We start from the raw sequence: 21,599 nt of genomic DNA on the forward strand, positions 1-21,599 counted from the left end.
CTCGGTGATTAACTCCCGAGTTCTATCTTCCACTCACCAATCGTTCGTGTGGCGCTGTCAAAGTTTACACCTACTTTAACTATTTTCCTGTGATCCGCCTGATACGGAATAGCATACCCCTTGCTGTTAATCTGCGCTAATGCTTCTTCGGGTGTACCATCTACTTTAAATTCAAAAACATAGATGGTATCTTGAAGTTTCACAACCGCGTCTGCTCTTCCGATGGCTGTATCCACTTCCACATCTATATACTGTCCCATCAGCCGGAAAAACAGATAAAAGATTGTTTGGTAATGTTTCTCCTCCTTGTTGTTCAGTTTATTCGGGATAGATGCAAAGAAAGATTTCAGTCTTTCCAGACACTCCTCTAAATGACCGATACGCAAGTCTTTAATAAAGGACACTACATAAAATGTATTCTCTCGTGCAGGCAGATGCACATAAGCGGGCATCAGCGATTCGATAAATCCTTTTCTTACTTCCTTGTTGGGATAAGCCAGTGTATACAGTTGGAAATCCGGATCATATCCCTTAATTGTGAGATAACCGCTTTGGTAGAGCACCGGAAGAGGATCGGTGATTCTATTGCTGGGCGCATCAAACTGTTCGGCGGTGGCGGTCGTGTTATCCAGTTCCCGGATATCAAAATCGCTTTCTTGCAGAATATCTATCAGGAAAGTGGGAGTACCGGTCGAAAACCAAAAATTGGCATACTTCTTCTGTGCGAATGCATTGAACAAACTGAATGGATTATAAATATCTTCACTGTTCTCACTGAAATGATAGCCGTCATATTGTTGTTTCAAATGTACACAGGCTTCCTCATATGTTTCCTTGTTGGCTTGGGCCATTTGTTCAATATCAATTTGCAATTGCGTGCGCAGTTCTTGTTCGGTGATGCCACAGATGGCACTGTAATCATCCCTCATGCTGATATTCTGCAAGTTATTCAACTCGCTGAAGATACTCATTTGGCTGAATTTGCTGATACCTGTCAATAATAAGAAGCGAAGATACTGTCCCTGGGCTTTCAGTGGACTAAAGAAATCCCGCATGATATTACGTATTTCCTTTTGAACTTCATCATTATGATTGCTGTCCAGCATTGGTGAGTCATACTCATCTATTAATACCACCACCTGTTTACCCGTCTGTTTGTAAGCACGACGAATAATTCCTTCAAAACGTAAACTGAAAGTCGTTTCTCCTTCTTCCCGTTGATAAATTTTCTCCCATAAAAGCAATTGGCGGTTAATAACGGCTGACAGCATATCAGCGGTTATATATTTACTCACACTAAAATCAAAGTGTAATACCGGATAAACCGTCCAATCCTTTTCCAGAGTCTCCATAGCCAAGCCCTGAAACAGTTCTTTTTTTCCCAGGAAATAAGCCTCTAGTGTAGAAACTAGCAAACTTTTCCCAAAGCGTCGGGGACGACTTAGAAAATAGACTTTATTTGTATGAGTCAAACGATAAATCAATTCCGTTTTATCAACATAGACACAATCATTATTGCGTAAATCTTCAAAGTTCTGTATTCCTATCGGATATCTTCTGAAATTCTCTTCCATGACGCATATCTGTTTTTAGCGTGAAACATACACAAAGATAATGATATTTAGTTTCAAGTCAATTATGCCTGTTCTTTTTTTAAGAAAGTCCAACGTTGGATATATACTTAGTGGGAAAGGAGCTATCGGTGTTTCTTTGCGTAATGCATTGAAAAGCGATGAAACATATCTTTGACGACAAGCGGGTGGAAATACACTATCAGCCAAAATTTTCACCTTCTCACAACTGTCAGACGATTAATTTTATGCATAATGAGAGATAAAAGAGTGAAGTTCCGGTCTTAAATTTGCTTATAAACAAGTTGAACTAATAGCGTAAGTAATTGATAATACGTTTGTAACATCTTGTCATCATCTTGCAACGACTCTTTCAATAGATTGTATTTATTTCGTCTTATAGTTGTAATGCCCACCCTCTATCTTTGCCAGCGTAATTAAAACGTAGAGCAAAGTTAGATGAAAAAACTATTTCTTATCCGATTTTCAGTGGCGGCCTTCTTTTGCCTGTTGTGTGTACTTCCTGCATTGGCTGCCAATATTAAGATTAAAGGAGCTGTGAAAGACAAACTATCCAAGGAACCTTTGATAGGAGCTACGATACGTTTGCTCGGAACTCAAGCCGGAGCAGTGACCGATATGGAGGGTAATTTCGAATTGAACAGCATGGGCGTGTTGGAAGGTATGTATGATATTGAGATTAAATATGTAGGCTACAAAACGGAAGTGCGCCGTAAAGTGCGTGTGGAGAATGGAAAACTGGTGATACTGAATCTGGAGTTGGAAACCGATGCACAGGAACTTGCCGATGTGGTGGTTGTAGCTAAGAAGAATAGGGAAAATGAGAATATGCTGTTGCTCGAACAGCAAAAAGCAGTCATTGCCGTACAATCTGTTGGTGTCAGGGAGCTTTCCCGCAAGGGTGTTTCGGATGCAGAAGGTGCTGTGACGAAAGTTGCCGGAGTGTCTAAACAAGACGGAGTGAAAAATGTCTTTGTCCGTGGATTGGGTGACCGGTACAATGCAACTACTTTTAATGGATTTGCTCTTCCTTCCGAAGATCCGGAATATAAGAATATCTCTCTTGATTTCTTCGGTACGGATATTATTCAGTCCGTAGGCGTAAATAAAGCATTCAACGCGGGAGGCAGCAGCGATGTCGGAGGGGCAACCATTGATATTGTATCCAAAGAACTAATTGGTAGCGGTAATCTGGGATTCGGCATTTCCGGTGGCTTGAATACACAAACGGTAGCAGCCGATTTTCTGAAACAGGATGGAGTGAACTTCATGGGCTTTGCCAATCGTACCGAACCTGCCGATGAAAACTCATGGAACTTCAGAAATAAGTTAGACCCTTCCGCTCAACATTTTCAAATTAACCGGAGTTACAGTATTTCCGGAGGTAAACGATTCTATGTCGGAAAAGACAAAAATCCGCTTTCTTTCTTCCTGACCGCCGGACATACGACGGACTATCAGTATACGGATGAAATCATACGTAATACAACTACCAGCGGTACGGTCTACAAAGATATGAATGGAAAGAAGTATGCGGAGAATATCAGTCAGCTGGCACTTGCCAATGTGGATTTCGATATGCAGAATCGTCATCACATCAGTTATAATTTGATGATGATTCATGCCAATACCCAGTCGGTGGGCGATTACAACGGCAAGAACTCGATTTTTAGTGACGACTATGAAAACCTCGGATTCACCCGTCGCCAACAAACGAATGACAATATGCTGATCGTTAACCAACTGATGACTAACTGGGGATTGACCAAATCATTAAGTCTTGATGCAGGTGCTTCCTATAATATGGTGAAAGGGTATGAACCGGATCGTCGTATCAATAACCTGACTAAAGCGGAAGACGGCTATACGTTGCTAAGGGGCAACTCACAACAGCGCTACTTCTCAACTTTAGATGAAGACGACTTGAATGTAAAAGCGGGCTTGGTCTATCGTCTGAAAGATAATATAGAAGAAATTTCGAATGTCCGTTTTGGATATACAGGCCGATTCGTAGATGATAACTTCAAAGCTACGGAATATAACCTGACCGTAGGACATGTTTCTACCCTCCCTTCTTTGGACGACTTCTCGCTTGACGATTATTATAATCAGGAAAACTTTGCTTCCGACTGGTTCAAGATACAAAAGAACTTAGATGAATATACCGTAAAAAAGAATATCCATTCCGCTTATGCCGAGGCTACCTACCAGTTTACTCCCCGTTGGATTGTGAATCTGGGAATGAAATACGACAAAGTAGATATTGAAGTGGATTACAATGTGAATCGTGGAGGCTCTAAAGGAAACAATACCATCCAAAAAGATTATTTCCTGCCCAGCTTGAATCTCAAATACAATCTGAATGATAAAAACTCGCTTCGTCTGGGAGCTAGTAAAACATATACGCTTCCGCAGGCAAAGGAAATATCTCCTTACCGTTATGTCGGCGTGAACTTCAACAGTCAGGGTAACCCCAATCTGAAACCTTCGGATCATTATAACCTTGATCTGAAGTGGGACTTTAATCCCACTCCGACCGAGTTGATTTCTCTCACAGCTTTCTATAAATTGATTAAGAATCCGATATCCCGCATCGAAGTGGCAAGCGCCGGAGGTTATCTTTCTTATGAGAATATAGCGGATAAGGCAACCGTGGCAGGAGTGGAAGTAGAAATACGTAAGAATCTGTTTGTCCGTCCGGTGAGTAATGCTGCGCACGGAATGAATAAACTCTCTTTGGGATTGAATGGCTCTTATATCTACACGAATGCAAAAATGCCTTTGGCAACGGTTACCACCGGTTCGCAACTGGAAGGAGCCGCACCGTGGATTGTCAATTTCGACCTCTCGCATAACTTCACGAAAGGAGAACGCAGTTTTGTCAATACATTGGTACTTAATTATGTGAGTGATAAAATATATACCATTGGCACACAGGGCTATCAGGATATAATGGAGCAGGGAGTACTGACCCTGGATTTTGTGTCCCAAGCCAAACTGAACAAGCATCTTTCCTTTAACCTGAAAGCCCGCAACCTGCTGAATTCCTCTTATAAGTTAAGTCGCAAAGCGAACGAAAACGGGGAAAAGGTGATATTGAATGATTATAAGAAAGGAATAAATATAAGCCTGGGAGTGTCGTGTACATTCTAAGCCGGGTGATGAAATAAGATTATTAACTAATAATGAAAGCAAAATGAAAAGATTGTTTGTGAACTTTATGACGTTTGCCGTTATGGCAACAGCACTTACATTGACTGCATGTAGCAGTGATAGTGACGGAGACGGTGATGGTAACGGAGATGGTGGAAACAACGGTGGGACCGGTAGCTCTATTGTTGTGGGCGAAAATATCCTGTCCGGCACGCTGACCGGAGAACAGACACTGGAAGCTAAGGAATATATTCTGAACGGAACGGTAGTCATTGAAAATGGAGGCCGTCTGAATATCCCTGCCGGAACAACGATTAAGGCTCGCGAAGGTTTCAGCAGTTATCTGCTGGTAGCACAGGGCGGTAAACTTTATGCTGACGGTACAGCTGATAAACCGATTGTTTTCACTGCCAATTCAACAACCCCTACATCCGGCTATTGGGGAGGAATCATTATCAATGGTAAAGCTCCGATTTCCGGTTCGAACGCCAATAAGAGTGATACAGGTCTGACGGAAATCGACAACAACTATAAATACGGTGGTAATGTCGATAATGACAATTCCGGTTCACTGACTTATGTGAAAATCTGCTATGCCGGTGCCCGCTCTACTGCCGATATCGAGCACAACGGATTGACACTGAACGGTGTTGGAAACGGTACCAAGATTGAGAATATCTACATTCTTGAGAGCGCGGATGATGCCGTCGAATTCTTTGGCGGTACGGTGAATGTAACCAACTTGTTGGCTGTGAACCCGGATGATGACATGTTCGACTTCACTCAAGGATATTCCGGTAAATTGAAAAACTGCTATGGCGTTTGGGAAAGCGGTTATACCAGTACGGAAGCAGATCCGCGCGGCATTGAAGCAGATGGTAACTTGGATGGTGACTATTCGGATCATTTACGTCAGTCGGATTTTACGGTTGAAAATATGACAATCGTAAATAATGCTGCCAATACAACGGATAATGTAGACCGTATGCAAGATGTGATTAAAATCCGTCGTGGAGCAAAAGCTACGATCACCAATGCCTTTGTCAAAGGTTCAGGCGGTACAATCGATTTGATTGATATGAATGACAGTAAAGGTGCAGGAAATGCTGCTTCCAGCATCAGCATCACCCATACATTGAACTTTAAGAATAAGCTGAACGGTACATTGAATACATTTACCGAGCCAACTACGAATACAGGTGCAGATGCATCCCTGTTCACTTGGAGCGGATATAATTTCTCTTCCTTATAAATAAGATATAGAGTAGCAAAGTGTATCTTTTTTAATAGGAGGTATGAGGTTGTGTCAAAACGTTGGCACAACCTCTTTTATATTTTACAGTTCTGCTATATTTTCTTTTGGCTATGCTGCTTTTTCCTCATGCATTTGGCAACAAGTTGCTATATTCCAATTATATCGGGTTATAAATAGTCCCATAAACATATATTTGGCAACTGTAATGAGCCCCTTTCCTTCTTTTATCAGTTTAGCACACATTTTTTTGATATTAAAGGCTATAGCAAAGAAAGCAAAGTCCATTGTAACCTTGTCTTCTCCCACATGCCGGAATCTTCTGTATGCCATGTTGTATTTCATTTGTCCAAACACAGCCTCTGGTTCTATACACCTCCTGCCTCTATGCTTGATACCTTCTTCTGAGAGCAACCTTTCCCGTGCCTGCCGTTTGTATTGATTTAATCGGTGGTTGACTTCTATAATACGGTTCCCCCGAGCTTTAAAACAACTGCCACGCAAAGGGCAACCTTCGCATCTTTTTGCTTTATACCGGGCACTTTCGATGATGTATCCGCTCGCTGTCTTGTCACGTTTGGTTCCTATACGGTTCATGTGCTGTCCCATAGGACAAACGTAATAATCCTCTTGGGCATTGTAATGGAGACTTTCGGCATGGAATGGGTTGGGAGTATAACGAGGACGCTGTTCTTTATGGAAGTAATTATACTTGATGAAGGCTTCTATCCCATTCTCCTGCATGAACCGGTAATTTTCTTCCGAACCGTAACCGGAGTCTGCCACACAGATATTCGGTAAACGGTTATAGCGGTACTGGAAAGAGTGGAAAAAAGGTATGAGGGTCAGTGTATCGGTAGGGTTGGGAAACAGACGGAAGTCTGTGATGAATTGGTTTTCAGTACCTATTTGCAGATTATATCCGGGTTTGGTCTGCCCGTTCTTCATGGCATCTTCTTTCATGCGCATGAATGTGGCACCAGGATCGGTCTTGGAATAGGAGTTACGTTCTCCAAGGGTATCAAGGTGATTGTCGTATTCTATCAGCTTGTCACGATACCCTTCAAGTTCCATGACCTGCTTCTTCTTTTTGCGCAGGGCTTTCTTTTCTTCCTTATCCTTTGTTGCAGGCTGGCGTTCCAGGGCTTCTTTAAGTTCATCCACTATGTCAGAGAGCCTGCAGGGAGTAAACTCCACGGATGTGTCTTTTATAGAGTTCTCCTGTGCAATGGCTTCATCCACCTGTTCCAAGAGAATACGGATTTTATCCATTAGTCTCGTACGGTTCCGTTCGACTGTCTTGCGCCAGACAAAAGTATATTTGTTGGCTTTGGATTCAATCTTGGTGCCGTCGATATACTCCACATCAAGGCTGATGAAACCTTTATCGGCAAGGACAAGAACCAACTGGGTAAATACATTATTTATTTCCTCCTTTACACGGTTACGAAAACGGTTGATCGTGATAAAATCCGGATGCTCATTACCGGCAAGCCAAATATAATGAATGTCACGAAGGAGGTGCTTCTCTATTTTACGGCAAGAATAGATATTATTCATGTAGGCGTAGATTATCACCTTAAGCATCATTTTAGGATGATAAGGACAACGGCCCGTTTCCTTATAAAGCTTCTTGAAACTCTCAAGATTGAGATTGTCAATAACAGCATTCACGATGCGGACCGGGTCGGTCGCAGCTATGTTTTCATCAATTCTTTGTGGAAAAAGAACGGTTTGGTTGGGAATGTAAGGACGAAAATGTAACTTTGCCATAACGAAAAACTTTATACCTAAAGATACGAAAACTTTGGGTAATAACAAAGCCCGGGCTTGAGAAAGTCTGGGCTTTGCGCATAAAAAAAGGCTGTGTCAGCGTTTTGACACAACCTCATATTCTATTTATTTGTTTTCGTAATCTTCTTTTAGCTTTTTTATTTGCTCCTTTATGGTATCAGTGATTACCTTTTTCGTATATTTGTCAACCTATTATTTTACAACGATACAAAATATGCAAACAGACAACGAGCGATACAAAAAAATGGCTTCTCTTGCACAAATCGGATGGTGGGAAGTAGATTTAACGGCAGGATATTATTTATGTTCCGATTATCTTTCTGATCTTTTGGGATTGGACGGCGACACCATCTCTACTTCGGATTTTCTAAACCTGATACGTGAAGATTATCGCAAGCAGATTGCCCAGGAGTTCCGGGCAAATTCTTCTATCCATAAGGACTTTTACGAACAAACTTTCCCGATTCATTCAAAATATGGTGAGGTTTGGCTGCATACCCGTCTGGCTTTTCGTGAGAAGGGTACGGGTGTTGATGGAGGTGATAAGTCCTTCGGAATAATCCAGCGCGTTGAGGCTCCCAAGGAAGAAGATCAAAGGGATGCATTAAGGCGTGTGAATGATTTGCTTTGTCGTCAGAATTTTGTTTCGCAATCGTTGCTTCGTTTCCTACGTGATGAGGCAGTAGAATCTTGTATCGCAGATATTTTAAGAGATATTCTGAATCTTTATAATGGAAAAGGTCGTGTTTATATTTTTGAATACGACGAAATTTATGCCCATCATAGTTGTATCTACGAAGTTGTTTCTGAAGGAGTATCGGCAGAGATAGACAATCTGCAGGACATGCCTGCCAGTGAGTCAAAATGGTGGAGTGAACAGATATTATCGGGCAAGCCGATTATTTTAAATACACTGGAGCAATTATTAGAAGAGGCTCCTGATGAATATCAGATTCTTGTAGTTCAGGGAATCAAATCGTTAATGGTGACTCCTTTGATGACAGGCGACCGCGTTTGGGGATATATGGGGATTGATTTGGTTGAGACTTACCATGACTGGAGTAATGAAGATTTTCAATGGTTCTCCTCATTGGGAAATATTATAAATATCTGTATCGAGTTGCGTAAAACTAAGGACAAGGTAATCCGCGAACAGACTTTCCTAAATAATCTGTTTCATTTTATGCCGATGGGATATATACGTATGTCCATTATCCGTGACGAGAATAATAAACCTTGTGATTATCGGGTGACGGATGCGAATGAGGTCAGTTCAACCTTTTTCGGGCTTCCTTTGGAGTCGTATATTGGTTCTTTGGCATCTGAAAAGCATCCTGACTATCTCCAAAAACTTAATTTTCTGGAAGAAATACTGGATAGTAATTCTTATAGAGAGAAAGATGAATATTTCCCAAGAACGGAACGGTATACGCATTGGGTTATTTATTCTCCCGGAAAAGATGAAATAGTCGGTTTGTTCCTCGATTCTACAGGATCGGTACAAGCTAATCGGGCATTGGACCGTAGCGAGAAGCTCTTTCAGAATATCTTTGCTAATATTCCGGCAGGAGTAGAGATCTACGATAAGGACGGCTATTTGATAGATTTGAATAATAAGGATTTAGAAATATTCGGTGTAGTGAATAAATCGGATGTGATAGGGGTTAATTTCTTTGAGAATCCGAATGTGCCGCAGGGGATTCGTGATCGTGTGCGGAATGAAGATTTGGTAGATTTCAGGCTTAATTATTCTTTTGAACAGGCGGAAGGATATTATGAGACAAATCGTTCTAATGCGATAGAACTGTATTCGAAGGTTAGTAAATTGTATGATAATGAGGGCAACTTCAGCGGATATATATTAATAAGTATTGATAATACCGAACGGATTGATGCAATGAATCGTATCCGTGATTTTGAGAATTTCTTCCTGATGATATCCGATTATGCAAAAGTTGGTTATGCCAAGTTGAATCTCTTGAATCGCAAAGGATATGCTATAAAACAGTGGTATAAGAATTTAGGTGAGGAGGAAGATACGCTTTTGGATGAGGTTGTGGGTGTTTATACCCATATGCACCCTGAAGACCGTAAGCGTTTCCTTGATTTTTATGATGAAGTCAGAGACGGAAAAAGAAGGCATTTTCAGGGTGAGATGCGTATTCGTCGTCCCGGAACGAAGAATGAATGGAATTGGGTGAGTAGTAATGTGATGGTCACTAATTATAAACCGGAGGAAAATGAAATAGAAATCATCGGTATCAATTATGACATTACAGAATTGAAGGAGACTGAAGCCGAATTGATTCAGGCACGCGATAAAGCAGAGATGATGGATCGTTTGAAAAGTGCTTTCCTTGCCAATATGAGCCATGAAATCCGTACGCCGCTGAATGCCATTGTCGGTTTCTCCGATTTGTTGGTGGAAACTGAAGAGTTGTCAGAACGTCAGGAGTATATTAAGATTGTACGTGAGAATAATGATCTTTTGTTGCAATTAATTTCAGATATACTCGATTTGTCAAAGATTGAAGCGGGTACATTTGAGTTTACCAGCGGAGATGTAGATGTAAATCTGTTATGTGAGGATATTGTCCGCTCTATGGGGATGAAAGCGAAAGGAGAGGTGGAACTGGTACTTGATAATCACCTTCCGGTTTGTCATGTCATTAGTGACCGTAATCGTATACATCAGGTGATCTCTAACTTTGTTAACAATGCAATGAAATTTACCTCTGAAGGTAGTATTCATGTGGGATATAAACTAAAAGATGGCGAATTGGAATTCTATGTTGAAGATACAGGCATCGGTATTGAAAAAGAGCAGTTGCCACATATCTTTGAGCGTTTCGTGAAGCTTAATTCTTTTGTACACGGTACAGGATTGGGACTTTCTATCTGTCAGAGCATCGTTGAACAATTAGGTGGGCGGATTGGTGTTGATTCTGAAAAAGGAAAAGGATCAAGGTTTTGGTTTACTATTCCCGGGGTGATCGTGACGGAAGAGGTGGGCTGTGCCCGGTAGAGTGGTAATGAGGCAGGTGAATATCTTCCTTCCTCATTAATAAAAGTGGGTTTTATATAAAAGAGACGGTCTTGGTTTTGATGTCGATTGATACTGACATGAAACCAAGACCGTTTCTTTGGTGAAAAGGTGTAGTCCGTTTAAATTCCGAACGACAGTTTATCGATGGATTGATATACAATACTTGCAATACCCAGTCCGATGATACCCAGCGTGCAAAGTGCCAGTCCCCATTTTGTGCAGCGGTCGCTGCGGAAAGTAGGAATTGGGTTGTCGGAAGGAGTGATATACATTGCTTTTACAATCAATAGATAGTAATACAACGAAATCACTGTATTTACCAATGCGATGAATACCAGCAAGTGGAAACCTGCATCGAAAGCAGCCATGAAGATAAAGAACTTAGAGAAGAATCCGGCAAACGGAGGGATGCCTGCCAATGAGAACAGAGACAGAGTCATCAAGAGAGCGATTTTGGGATTCGTTTTATAAAGTCCTGCGTAATCTTCGAGCGTGAATTTCTGACTGCGTAATGCCACGATAGTGATAACGGCAAATACTCCGAGGTTGGCGGCAGCGTACACTAATACATAATATACCAATGCCGTCATGCCTTGTGCCGTACCACCGATAACGCCTAACATAATATATCCCGCTTGCGAAATACTGGAGAACGCCATCAAACGTTTCAGGTTTTGCTGACGGACAGCAAATATATTTGCAATAGTGATAGAAGCGATGGTTACCCAATAAAGTACTTCCTGCCAGTCATTAATCATTGGAGCGAATACTTTGATAAGGACAGCCAATAATACAAATGCTGCCGATCCTTTTGATATAACACTTAAATAAGCGGTAACTGCACTCGGAGCACCTTCGTAAACGTCTGCTGTCCATAAGTGGAACGGAACCAGTGATAACTTGAATGCCATTCCTGTGAAGAAGAATACAAATGCCATGATCTGTAACGGATTTCCGTCGATATGAGCAGGGAGGTCATCGAAATAAAGAGTCCCGGCAGAACCATAGATCATGGACAGACCAAATAACAGCAATGCACTGGAGAAAAGAGCTGTCAGAATGTATTTGGCACCTGCTTCGGCAGAGTTGTGACGGTATTTATCGAAGGCAATCAATGCTGCCATCGGAATAGAAGCTGTTTCGAGTCCGATGAAGAACATCAGGAAATGTCCGGCGGAAATCATGAGGTACATACCAAACAAGGTAGAGAGTGTAAGTACATAGAATTCTCCTTGCTTGAATGAAGTATCTTCTCTTTTCATCCATTCGTGCGCCATCAGGAAAACAATCAGTGTGCCGACGTTCAGGATGGATTTAACCACTGTGTGCATCGGTACATAATGATACATACCGCCGAATGCATCGGCAGCAGTCCCCGGAATTAAGTTGATAGCTGTATGGATAGCCATCAGAATAACGGGCAACATTGTGTTCAGGCGTGCTTTCCCACCATTTTTGTGTGCATCCGGACTCATGAAGAGGTCAGCTAGAAATAGCAGCAGTAGGACAGCTATGAGCGACAGCTCTTCTCGCATATATAGAAATTGTGAATAATCCATATTTACAAATTAATTATTAAAGATTAAAAATTAAAGGTTATGGAATCAGTTGTGAGACTACGGGGAGTACACTTTCACCAATCATGTGGCTAACCCAGAAAGGAGCCATACCTAGTCCGGCTACACAAACGATGAGGCAGATAACGGCTACACGTTCGTCCCAAGTCGCATCAGTCAGTTCGAGATGATGTTTGTTGGTGCAGGTTCCGTATAGAATTTTACCTACCAGACGCAGAATGTAGACTGCAGTAATCACAATCGAAGAACAAGCGATGATAGTCAGTACACGGTGGAACTGGTCGTTGTTCTGGAAAGAGCCGACGAAAATAGTCATTTCAGCAATAAAACCACTTAATCCCGGCAGACCGAGGTTGGCAAGACCGGCAATTACATAACATACACTAAGGAACGGCATCACTTTCATTAAGCCGGCAAGCTCGCGAACGTCACGTGTGTGTGTACGTCCATAAATCATACCGATAAGAGCAAAGAATAAGGCTGTCATCAATCCGTGTGAAAGCATCTGAAGGATAGCTCCTGTTGCTGCTGTCTGATTCAGCATCAGAATAGCGAAAAGAACCAGTCCGCAGTGAGATACGGATGAATAAGCATTAATATATTTCAAGTCGGTCTGTACGCAAGCGGAGAATGCACCGTAAACTACAGAGATACCTGTCAATATCAGGAATATCCAGGAAAGTTCGTTGGCGGCTTCCGGCATCAGATACATGGCGATACGGAAACATCCGTAACCTCCCAGTTTCATCAATACTCCGGCATGAAGCATAGATACGGCAGTCGGGGCAGAAGCGTGACCGTCAGGGCTCCATGTATGGAACGGGAAAAGGGCACCTAATACACCGAAACCAAGGAAAGTCAGCGGGAACCAGATGCATTGCTGTGCAAAAGGTATGTTGTGCAACTGTGCGATTTCAAGAAGATTCATGGTCGTTGCTCCCGAACCAAAATAGATTCCGAGAATACCGATCAGCAGGAAGGCAGAACCACCCATCAACATGAGGGTCAGCTTCATGGCTGCATATTCTTTACGTCCTGATCCCCATACACCAATCAACAGGTACATCGGTATCAATGCGATTTCGTAGAACATGAACATGGTGAATAAATCGACGGATATAAAGAATCCGAATACTCCCATAGACAATAGGGTGAACCAGAGGAAATATTCTTTTGTCAGCGGTTGCAGACGCCAGGAAGCGAATGTACCGGTGAACACAATGACAGCGGACAATAACAACATGGCTACCGAAATTCCGTCAACACCTACTGAATAGGATATGTGAAGTGGGGCATACCAAAGCGTATCTGCACGGAAAAGCATTTCTGCCGTGTTTCCGGCACTACGCTCTCCCAGATACAGGAATGTAAGTACGACGGAGGCAATCAGAAGTGCCGATGCGCCAGTAACCATAACCCCCCGGATGGCTTTGATTCCTCGTGCTGCCCAGAGTCCGGCCAGCATCAATAAGGGGATAAGTACGAATATTGATAAGAAATTCATATCGTTCTGTGCTTTATAAGATTAATAGTAGGATAAGTGCCAGTGCACCGCAAAGGAACACGTATGCATATTGTTGTACCTGACCGCTCTGCAAACCACGGATCTCGTCGCTTGTTGTGTTGGTTGCCCATGCCAGGAAATCAAAGAATCCATCCACTACATGACGGTCGAACCATGCGATAGGAGTAGAGATGCAGCGGAAGATAATCTTATGCGTGATAAACTGGTATATATCGTCAATATAGAAGCGGTTATAAGCAGCCTTGTGCAGACCTTTGAACTGTTTTTCCAATGAATCGGCAACTGGTTGTTTGGCATTCTTGTACATCCATGTAGCGATTGCAATCGAAATAATCGCAATGACAACGCTCGTAATAGCCACCGACGGATCGAGATGGATAGAATAAGATTCACCATTCGAACTGATGAAGTGTCCGAAAGGAATAAATCCGGCTCCACAAGTTACTACTGCCAGGAACATTAGCGGGAAAGTCATAGCCAGCGGACTTTCATGTGGTGTGTGGTGTGCGTGGAGTTCTTTGTTTTCCTTGCCCCAGAAAATACCGTAGTACAGACGGAACATATAGAAAGCAGTCATCGCAGCAATTACTGTCATTACCCATCCCATTACAGGGCTGTATTGGAAGCAAGCAGCCAGAATTTCGTCTTTCGAGAAGAAACCCGAGAACGGAGGAATACCGGCAATAGCAAGACAAGCAATCAGGAATGTCCAGTGAGTGATCGGCATATATTTGCGTAAACCTCCCATCGCGGACATTTCGTTAGAATGTACAGCATGAATGATACTACCTGCACCGAGGAAGAGCAATGCCTTAAACATAGCATGTGTGAAGAGGTGGAACATGGAAGCCATGTAGCCCAAACCTCCTTCGTGAGGATCCATGGAAGTACAAACACCCAGAGCTACCATCATGAAACCAATCTGTGAAATGGTAGAGAAAGCCAGTACGCGTTTAATATCTGATTGTACGCAAGCCACACTTGCTGCATAGAATGCGGTGAATGCACCTACCCAAGCAACCATGTGCAACGTATTCGGTGCATAGGCAATGAAAAGCGGGAACATACGTGCCACCAAATATACACCGGCAACGACCATTGTAGCCGCATGAATCAATGCACTGACCGGAGTAGGACCTTCCATTGCATCCGGCAACCAGATATGCAACGGGAACATGGCACTTTTACCGGCACCACCGACAAACATCAATCCGAGAGCCAACGGGAGCATAGAAGCTCCACCGCTTATCAAGGATACCGTGTCCGGGGTAAATCCGAATGTACCACCATAATATCCGTAAATCAGGATACCGATCAGGAAACCCAAATCAGCAAAGCGAGTAACAATAAACGCTTTCTTGGAAGCAGCGATGGCAGCCGGTTTTGTATAATAAAAACCGATTAGCAGGTAAGAACTTACCCCCACCAGTTCCCAGAAAAGGTACATCTGGAAGATGTTGGTCGCAACGACCAATCCCAGCATAGACATGGTAAACAGGGATAGGAAAGCATAATAACGTTGAAAACCTACCTCACCTTTCATGTAACTGAAAGAGTAGATATGTACCATCAGTGACACGGTAGAGATAACAATCAACATCATTACTGATATAGGATCGAGCAGGATGCCCAAATCAAAGTGTAAGGTCTCTGTAAAAGGAAGCCACGTGAAGTTGTAAGGTATCAGTGTGGCGAATGTTCCGTCTTCCAGTCGTGGAGCCGAGAAATATTGGATAGCTGTAACGTAGGATAGTACCGCTACTGCTCCCAGTATCAGCGTGCCAATTGTGCCCGCTGTCCGGTGGGACATCCATTTACCTCCGATTCCCAGTATGAGAAAGGAGAAGAAAGGAAGAAGGAGTATTAGAATTGTTAGTTCCATACAGTTTTATTTTTATTACTTGATTTATTATTATTTGTTCTTGGTGAGAAACAAATCACCACTTCAACTCGTCCAAGTTGCGCACTTGGATGCTTCGGAGATTACGATAAATGTTAATCATGATGGCGATGGCTACTGCAGTTTCCGCAGCCGAGATGGCGATGGAAAAGAGTGCAAAGAAATAGCCTTCCATTCCCTCCGGAAAGAGAAAACGGTTGAACACGGCAAAGTTGATGTCCGTGGCATTCAGCATTAACTCTACAGAAATCAGGATAGCCAGTGTGTTCCGGCGGGTAAAGAATCCATAGATTCCTGCAAACATCATGATGGTAGAAACTACCAGATAATATTCCATGTGTATCATATTCGAACTCTATTTTGATAGTTAATACTTGTTTATCTCTTACGTGCAATTATGATACCACCGATGATACAAGCCAGCAACAGGATGCTGACAGCTTCGAAAGGTAATATATAACCGTATTTGTCGCTACTAAGCAAAGCGTTCCCGATAGCATGAATGTTGATCTCGTGCGGGGCAAGATTAGCCGTCTGCATGAAATTATGTTTCAACGTGATAGTCAGGATAATTGCTAAACCGGCAATCATGGTAATGAGCCCGGCCAGGAGCTTACTTCGTTTTGCTTTCTCGGCGCGATCACCTTCTCCGCTGGTCAACAGGATGGAGAATACATAAAGAACGACGATACCACCGGCATAAACCATTATCTGAACAGACCCCAGGAAGGTGTAACCCAGCAAAAAATAGATACCGGCCGTGCCGAAGAGCACGAAGAGCAGGTAGGTAGCCGAGCGTACGATACGTTGGGTAGTCACCGTCATGATGGACATTGCAATAATAAATGCTGCCAAAAAGTAGAATACTACTGTTTCAAGTGTTGATCCCATATCTAAACTTCTTTTTTCTTTTCTATTACTTTACTACCGTCATGATTTAATTTCAGGACAAGTTTCGTCCGGTCGAAGACTGCATGTTCGAAGTTCTGGTCGAACGTGATGGCATCGTGCGGACAAGCATTGACACAGAGCTGGCAGAACATACAGGCGCCCAAATCATATTCATAGGTTGCCAGGATTTTCTTTTTCTTTCCATCTTCTGTTTCGACGGTTTCGCTGGTCACTTTGATGGTATCGTTCGGACAAGCCATTTGACACAGTCCGCAAGCTACACAGCGATGTTCATTATTCTCATTGTGGGGCATATTCAGCGTACCACGGAAACGGTCGAACATTTTCAGCTCTTTCCGGTTTTCGGGATATTGCTCGGTCACTTTCTTACGGAAGTATACCTTGATGCTGGTTTTCATACCCGTTGCCAGTGTACTGATGCCATGCATCAGACCACCTAAGTACGTATATTTTTTATCTTTATATTCCATAATTTTCATTTATCAAAAGTGGAAGCCGAAAGCTACGCAGCATGCCATTAATAATAGATTTACCATAGAAATTGGAACCAGATATTTCCATTCCAGATTCAGAATCTGGTCGATACGTAAACGTGGGAACGTCCATTTGATCCACATCAGAAGGAACACCACGAAGAATGCTTTAGCGAAGAACCAGATAAAGCCCGGAATATAATCCATTACAGCGTTGAATCCATCCAGCCCGACGATGTGTAACGGCATCCAGCCTCCCAGGAAGATAGTGGCGGCAACACTGGCCACGATAAACAGGTTCAAATATTCTGCCAGATAGAAGAAACCGAAACCCATACCGGAGTATTCTGTGTGGTATCCGGCAGTCAGCTCACTTTCCGCTTCGGGAAGGTCGAACGGTCCACGGTTACATTCTGCATTTCCGGCAATCAGATAGATGATGAAAGCTATTACCGCAGGGATATGTCCCTTGAAGATGAACCAGCCATCAGCTTGCCCTTCTACGATTTCAGAGAATTGCATGGTTCCCATCAGCACTACCATCGTCATAATACTCATACCAACCGAAAGCTCGTAACTGATAATCTGTGCACCGCTTCGCATGGCACCGATCAAAGAGAATTTGTTGTTACTACCCCAACCGGCCAGCAAGATACCGACCACTCCAATGCTGGAAGCTGCCAGCAGGAAGAACACGCCCACATTAAAGTCGAGAATCGCTGCACCTTTATTAAAAGGAATACAAGCGAAAGTCAGGAATGAGGCGATAATCACCATGAATGGAGCGAGATTGTAAAGGAAATGATCGGCACCCTTCGGCATGAAGATTTCTTTGGTCATCATCTTGAGTACGTCGCAGACCACTTGAATAGAACCCCATTTACCAACGCGGTTCGGACCAAGACGACACTGGAAGAAACCGCAAACTTTACGCTCCATGTAGATCAATATGATAGCCAGGATGGCATATAGTGCTACGAGGCACACGCCGACAGCTACACATTCTATAAAGATGGCTAATCCCTCCGGCATAATGGAGAGTAGTAGCTCATGTATCCAGTTTGTTACTATACTAAAGTCGAACATATATTTTTTAATGATTAGGTTTTAAGTATTAAGTATTAATTCCATGCAGGAAATGACCTTTTATATTGTATAGTCGGTTAATACTTGATACCTGTTACTTAATACTTGTTTTTTATCTATCAATATCCGGAACGACATAATCAATTGTTCCGCCAATAGCAATTAAGTCGGCAATCTTCGTTCCCCGGCAGATGGTGTCGATTGCGGCAACAAGCGGCAATCCCGTAGCACGGTAGTGCAGGCGGTAGGGCATTTTGTCACCCTGGCTTTCAAGGAAGACACCAAATTCACCACGACTTCCTTCTACTGCAGCATAATAACTGCCTTCCGGAACACGGATGATAGGCTTCATCTTCTCCTGATAAGGTCCTTCGGGAATATTGTCTATTAATTGTTCGATGATGTTCAGACTTTCCATGATTTCATCCATACGCACTAGGTAACGGGCAAAGCAGTCACCCTCCGTATAAACAATTTCTTTGAAATCTACTTTGTCGTATACACCGTATGGCATTCGTTTACGTACGTCACACGCCCATCCTGAAGCACGGCCTGTACCTCCGGTACAACCGAAAGAGATGGCATCTTCGCGGCTTAACACACCGACACCTTTCATGCGGCTTTGTGCGATGATGTTACCCGTAAATATATCGTGATATTCGTGGATGATTCCCCTCATATAAGGAATGAACTCTTTTACTCGTTTGACGAAGTTAGGATGAAGGTCAGCCTGTACACCGCCAATGGTATTGTAGTTCATTATCAGACGTCCGCCACAAGTCTCTTCAAAGATGTCGAGAATCTTCTCACGGTCACGGAATCCATAGAAAAATGCCGTCAACGCTCCTAAGTCCATGGCAAGACAAGAATAGAATAGCAAGTGAGAGTCGATACGTTGCAATTCATCCATAATAGTACGGATATACTTCACACGTTCGCTAACCTCAACGCCCATGGCTTTTTCAATACACATACACAGTGCATGGCGGTTCTGGTGTGCACCCAGATAGTCAAGACGGTCTGTCAAGGCCAATGTTTGAGGGTAGGTAAGGCTTTCATTCATTTTCTCGATGCCCCGGTGAATATAACCGCAGTTCGCATCAATCTTACGAATGATTTCACCTTCCAGAGAAACACGGAAACGCATTACCCCATGAGTAGCAGGGTGTTGCGGACCGATGTTAACTACATACTCTTCTTCACCGAACAGCTTCATCTCTTTGTTTTTGATGGTTCCGTCGGGGTTCAGTTCTATTTCTTGAGTCGTATCAAACGTCTCTTCATTGGTCATACACAATGGGTTATCCTTTTCCGGATCATTATCTTTGCGCATTGGATAACCTATCCAATCGTTACGCAGATAAAGTCGGCGCATGTCAGGATGACCTACGAAGGTGATACCATAAAAATCAAAAACTTCACGTTCATAGAAGTCGGCTATCTTCCAAATGTCGCTGACAGATGGAATTTCAGGTAGCTCGCGGTTGGTTGTCGCTGTTTTTAGTGCTATCCGTTCGCCTGTAATGGTCGATTCCAGATGGTAGACCACGCCTAAACCGCGGAGTTTTTCCGGAGTGTCTTTCTCATCGGCTACTCCCCAGTCCATACCGGTGAGGCTTTCGAGAAAGTCCATCTGTTTATCATTTCGCAAGCGCAGCATCTCGTCGTGTAACGCTGCAGGGGCTATAAATTGTATTTCTTGCATAAATCCTTTAAATTACAGAATGTAGAATCATTCTTCATTTTTTAAATAATCCGGTTTCTTCTCTTTTCTGTTTACTCCACCAAAGAACTTCTCTATTTTCACTTTGCGTTGCAATTGCATCATGCCATAATAAAAAGCTTCAGGACGTGGCGGGCATCCGGGAATATATACATCTACCGGAAGAATCTTGTCCACTCCGTTTACCACGTGATAAGACTTTTTGAAAGGACCTCCGCTGACGGCGCATCCGCCTACGGCAACCACATACTTCGGATCGGGCATCTGGTCATAGAGTCGTTTCAGTACCGGAGCCATTTTATTGGTGATTGTTCCGCATACCATAATCATATCAGCCTGGCGCGGACTGGCACGTGCTACTTCAAACCCAAAGCGGGCCATGTCATAACGCGCGGCACCCAGTGCCATAAATTCGATACCGCAACAACTGGTTGCAAAGGTAAGCGGCCACAGTGAGTTACTGCGTCCCCAGTTGATAAAGTCGTCAAGAACTCCGAGGGCAACGTTTGCTCCTCCTGCATTAAGTTCTTTGACCAACTTTTCCAATGATTCATTGTCGATAAACTCATCATACGGAATAGATTTTATTTTTGGCTTTTTGGTTATTTCCATTCCAAAGCTCCTTTCCTCCAGGCATAAGCAAGACCCAGAACTAAAATGATAAAGAAGAAGAGAACACTAATAAGTCCCTGTGGTCCCATGTCGTGCATAACTACTGCCCATGGGAACAGTAAAGCAGTTTCGACATCGAACATAAGAAATAGGATGGCAAACAGGTAGTAGCCTACGCGAAACTGCATCCATGATTTACCACGTGTCGGTATACCACATTCATAAGCCTCAAACTTTTGCAGATTGTATGAACGGGGAGAAATAGCACGCGAAAGAGCTACTACTACACCGACAAAAGCAAGCGCTGTCAGTAAAACAACAACTAAAAATGTAAAATTCATAATTCAATAGCTGTTTAGATTGAATATTATATAGAAATAAACAATTAGTCTATTCGCCCTGTGGAGAATAAAACCAACTGTAATAAATGACGAGTAAAAGAGTCTACTGTACTGTAGGCTAAATGACTATCTTTCTTAACCCATATATATAATAGGAGATAGGATCATAATAGCACGTTGGGGGATGAGAAGATGAAGAGTGGTACGGTCTTTGAGAATTGTGATGTTCTCCGGAAAAAGCAACTGGCAACAGTACGCTTTTATTTGTCGGGACATGCGTGACGTCCGTGTGACTCATATCACAAGATTGGGTAGCGTAAAGGTTGTAAAGACGTTCTAAAGCATTTTGTATCGGACAATCTTGCGACACGTAGCATTTCTCCTGCCGATAAGTCGGGGAGGAAACTTTGCACATATCTTCCATTGCTCCGTTAGTTGCACAATGGATAAGCAAAGCCAATACTAAAAGTAGTCCGAATTTTAAGTTTTGTTTCATCTTTCTCCTTTAACGGCTGCAAATATAGAACTAATATTTATACTTTTTGCAAAGTCCGAGTGGCAAAAAAGCTTTTTTTAACTCCGCTTCTTTACGATTCGTTTTTTAGTCAGTATG

Annotated in this window: 16 protein-coding genes; 3 read left to right on the plus strand and 13 right to left on the minus strand. The window is 42.8% G+C overall.

Going from position 1 to position 21,599, the window contains the following annotated elements; genetic code table 11:
• Positions 1-8: 8 nt before the first annotated feature.
• A complete protein-coding gene (locus Bovatus_RS21075; protein ID WP_004301441.1) occupies positions 9-1,574 on the minus strand; it encodes an ATP-binding protein in 1,566 nt (521 codons plus the stop codon).
• Between the two features lie 456 nt (positions 1,575-2,030).
• Between Bovatus_RS21075 and Bovatus_RS21080 the strand changes: the two genes are divergently transcribed.
• Together Bovatus_RS21080 and Bovatus_RS21085 are read left to right on the plus strand one after the other, a co-directional pair.
• Entirely contained in the window at positions 2,031-4,745 is a 2,715-nt protein-coding gene (locus Bovatus_RS21080) for a TonB-dependent receptor (protein WP_004301446.1), read from the plus strand.
• A 43-nt stretch (positions 4,746-4,788) separates the two neighbouring features.
• A complete protein-coding gene (locus Bovatus_RS21085; RefSeq protein ID WP_004301448.1) occupies positions 4,789-5,997 on the plus strand; it encodes a hypothetical protein in 1,209 nt (402 codons plus the stop codon).
• 111 nt (positions 5,998-6,108) lie between these two features.
• On the opposite strand, the gene Bovatus_RS21090 is transcribed toward Bovatus_RS21085, so the two are convergent.
• Positions 6,109-7,770 (minus strand): IS1182-like element ISBf3 family transposase, encoded by a 1,662-nt coding sequence (locus tag Bovatus_RS21090; protein WP_004296258.1) that lies wholly within the window; start codon positions 7,768-7,770, stop codon positions 6,109-6,111.
• Between the two features lie 235 nt (positions 7,771-8,005).
• On the opposite strand from Bovatus_RS21090, the gene Bovatus_RS21095 reads away from it, so the two are divergent.
• Entirely contained in the window at positions 8,006-10,816 is a 2,811-nt protein-coding gene (locus Bovatus_RS21095) for a sensor histidine kinase (RefSeq protein ID WP_004301455.1), read from the plus strand.
• 140 nt (positions 10,817-10,956) lie between these two features.
• On the opposite strand, the gene Bovatus_RS21100 is transcribed toward Bovatus_RS21095, so the two are convergent.
• The 11 genes from Bovatus_RS21100 to Bovatus_RS21150 all read right to left on the minus strand — a co-directional run bounded on the left by Bovatus_RS21100 (position 10,957) and on the right by Bovatus_RS21150 (position 21,482).
• The gene (locus Bovatus_RS21100; protein WP_004301457.1) at positions 10,957-12,396 is read right to left on the minus strand and encodes an NADH-quinone oxidoreductase subunit N; all 1,440 of its coding nucleotides are present in this window, start codon (positions 12,394-12,396) and stop codon (positions 10,957-10,959) included.
• A gap of 37 nt (positions 12,397-12,433) precedes the next feature.
• A complete protein-coding gene (locus Bovatus_RS21105; RefSeq protein WP_004305342.1) occupies positions 12,434-13,918 on the minus strand; it encodes a complex I subunit 4 family protein in 1,485 nt (494 codons plus the stop codon).
• Between the two features lie 13 nt (positions 13,919-13,931).
• Entirely contained in the window at positions 13,932-15,821 is a 1,890-nt protein-coding gene (nuoL, locus tag Bovatus_RS21110) for an NADH-quinone oxidoreductase subunit L (RefSeq protein WP_004301459.1), read from the minus strand.
• A gap of 55 nt (positions 15,822-15,876) precedes the next feature.
• On the minus strand, positions 15,877-16,185 hold the full coding sequence (gene nuoK / locus Bovatus_RS21115; protein WP_004301460.1) for an NADH-quinone oxidoreductase subunit NuoK: 309 nt from the start codon (positions 16,183-16,185) through the stop codon (positions 15,877-15,879).
• Positions 16,186-16,217: 32 nt separating this feature from the next.
• Positions 16,218-16,730, minus strand: coding sequence for an NADH-quinone oxidoreductase subunit J family protein (locus tag Bovatus_RS21120; protein WP_004301461.1), 513 nt, complete (start codon positions 16,728-16,730; stop codon positions 16,218-16,220).
• Between the two features lie 2 nt (positions 16,731-16,732).
• A complete protein-coding gene (locus Bovatus_RS21125) occupies positions 16,733-17,221 on the minus strand; it encodes a 4Fe-4S binding protein (protein ID WP_004320984.1) in 489 nt (162 codons plus the stop codon).
• Positions 17,222-17,233: 12 nt separating this feature from the next.
• Entirely contained in the window at positions 17,234-18,310 is a 1,077-nt protein-coding gene (gene nuoH, locus Bovatus_RS21130; RefSeq protein WP_004301463.1) for an NADH-quinone oxidoreductase subunit NuoH, read from the minus strand.
• A gap of 112 nt (positions 18,311-18,422) precedes the next feature.
• A complete protein-coding gene (locus Bovatus_RS21135) occupies positions 18,423-20,015 on the minus strand; it encodes an NADH-quinone oxidoreductase subunit D (RefSeq protein WP_004301464.1) in 1,593 nt (530 codons plus the stop codon).
• 27 nt (positions 20,016-20,042) lie between these two features.
• Positions 20,043-20,645, minus strand: coding sequence for an NADH-quinone oxidoreductase subunit B (locus Bovatus_RS21140; RefSeq protein ID WP_004301465.1), 603 nt, complete (start codon positions 20,643-20,645; stop codon positions 20,043-20,045).
• Positions 20,636-20,986 (minus strand): NADH-quinone oxidoreductase subunit A, encoded by a 351-nt coding sequence (locus tag Bovatus_RS21145; protein ID WP_004301466.1) that lies wholly within the window; start codon positions 20,984-20,986, stop codon positions 20,636-20,638. Before Bovatus_RS21145 ends, Bovatus_RS21140 begins: the two co-directional genes overlap by 10 nt.
• A 118-nt stretch (positions 20,987-21,104) precedes the next feature.
• On the minus strand, positions 21,105-21,482 hold the full coding sequence (locus Bovatus_RS21150; protein WP_004320983.1) for a hypothetical protein: 378 nt from the start codon (positions 21,480-21,482) through the stop codon (positions 21,105-21,107).
• Between the last annotated feature and the right edge of the window lie 117 nt (positions 21,483-21,599).

Origin of the sequence: Bacteroides ovatus (genome assembly GCF_001314995.1) — a bacterium.
GTDB classification, from domain to species: domain Bacteria; phylum Bacteroidota; class Bacteroidia; order Bacteroidales; family Bacteroidaceae; genus Bacteroides; species Bacteroides ovatus.

What these genes read in the sequence shown, in the direction of transcription:
- Bovatus_RS21075 (WP_004301441.1), bottom strand. Translation starts at nt 1,574, where the DNA reads ATGGAAGAGAATTTCAGAAGATATCCGATAGGAATACAGAACTTTGAA.
- Bovatus_RS21080 (WP_004301446.1), top strand. Translation starts at nt 2,031, where the DNA reads ATGAAAAAACTATTTCTTATCCGATTTTCAGTGGCGGCCTTCTTTTGC.
- Bovatus_RS21085 (WP_004301448.1), top strand. Translation starts at nt 4,789, where the DNA reads ATGAAAAGATTGTTTGTGAACTTTATGACGTTTGCCGTTATGGCAACA.
- Bovatus_RS21090 (WP_004296258.1), bottom strand. Translation starts at nt 7,770, where the DNA reads ATGGCAAAGTTACATTTTCGTCCTTACATTCCCAACCAAACCGTTCTT.
- Bovatus_RS21095 (WP_004301455.1), top strand. Translation starts at nt 8,006, where the DNA reads ATGCAAACAGACAACGAGCGATACAAAAAAATGGCTTCTCTTGCACAA.
- Bovatus_RS21100 (WP_004301457.1), bottom strand. Translation starts at nt 12,396, where the DNA reads ATGGATTATTCACAATTTCTATATATGCGAGAAGAGCTGTCGCTCATA.
- Bovatus_RS21105 (WP_004305342.1), bottom strand. Translation starts at nt 13,918, where the DNA reads ATGAATTTCTTATCAATATTCGTACTTATCCCCTTATTGATGCTGGCC.
- nuoL (WP_004301459.1), bottom strand. Translation starts at nt 15,821, where the DNA reads ATGGAACTAACAATTCTAATACTCCTTCTTCCTTTCTTCTCCTTTCTC.
- nuoK (WP_004301460.1), bottom strand. Translation starts at nt 16,185, where the DNA reads ATGATACACATGGAATATTATCTGGTAGTTTCTACCATCATGATGTTT.
- Bovatus_RS21120 (WP_004301461.1), bottom strand. Translation starts at nt 16,730, where the DNA reads ATGGGATCAACACTTGAAACAGTAGTATTCTACTTTTTGGCAGCATTT.
- Bovatus_RS21125 (WP_004320984.1), bottom strand. Translation starts at nt 17,221, where the DNA reads ATGGAATATAAAGATAAAAAATATACGTACTTAGGTGGTCTGATGCAT.
- nuoH (WP_004301463.1), bottom strand. Translation starts at nt 18,310, where the DNA reads ATGTTCGACTTTAGTATAGTAACAAACTGGATACATGAGCTACTACTC.
- Bovatus_RS21135 (WP_004301464.1), bottom strand. Translation starts at nt 20,015, where the DNA reads ATGCAAGAAATACAATTTATAGCCCCTGCAGCGTTACACGACGAGATG.
- Bovatus_RS21140 (WP_004301465.1), bottom strand. Translation starts at nt 20,645, where the DNA reads ATGGAAATAACCAAAAAGCCAAAAATAAAATCTATTCCGTATGATGAG.
- Bovatus_RS21145 (WP_004301466.1), bottom strand. Translation starts at nt 20,986, where the DNA reads ATGAATTTTACATTTTTAGTTGTTGTTTTACTGACAGCGCTTGCTTTT.
- Bovatus_RS21150 (WP_004320983.1), bottom strand. Translation starts at nt 21,482, where the DNA reads ATGAAACAAAACTTAAAATTCGGACTACTTTTAGTATTGGCTTTGCTT.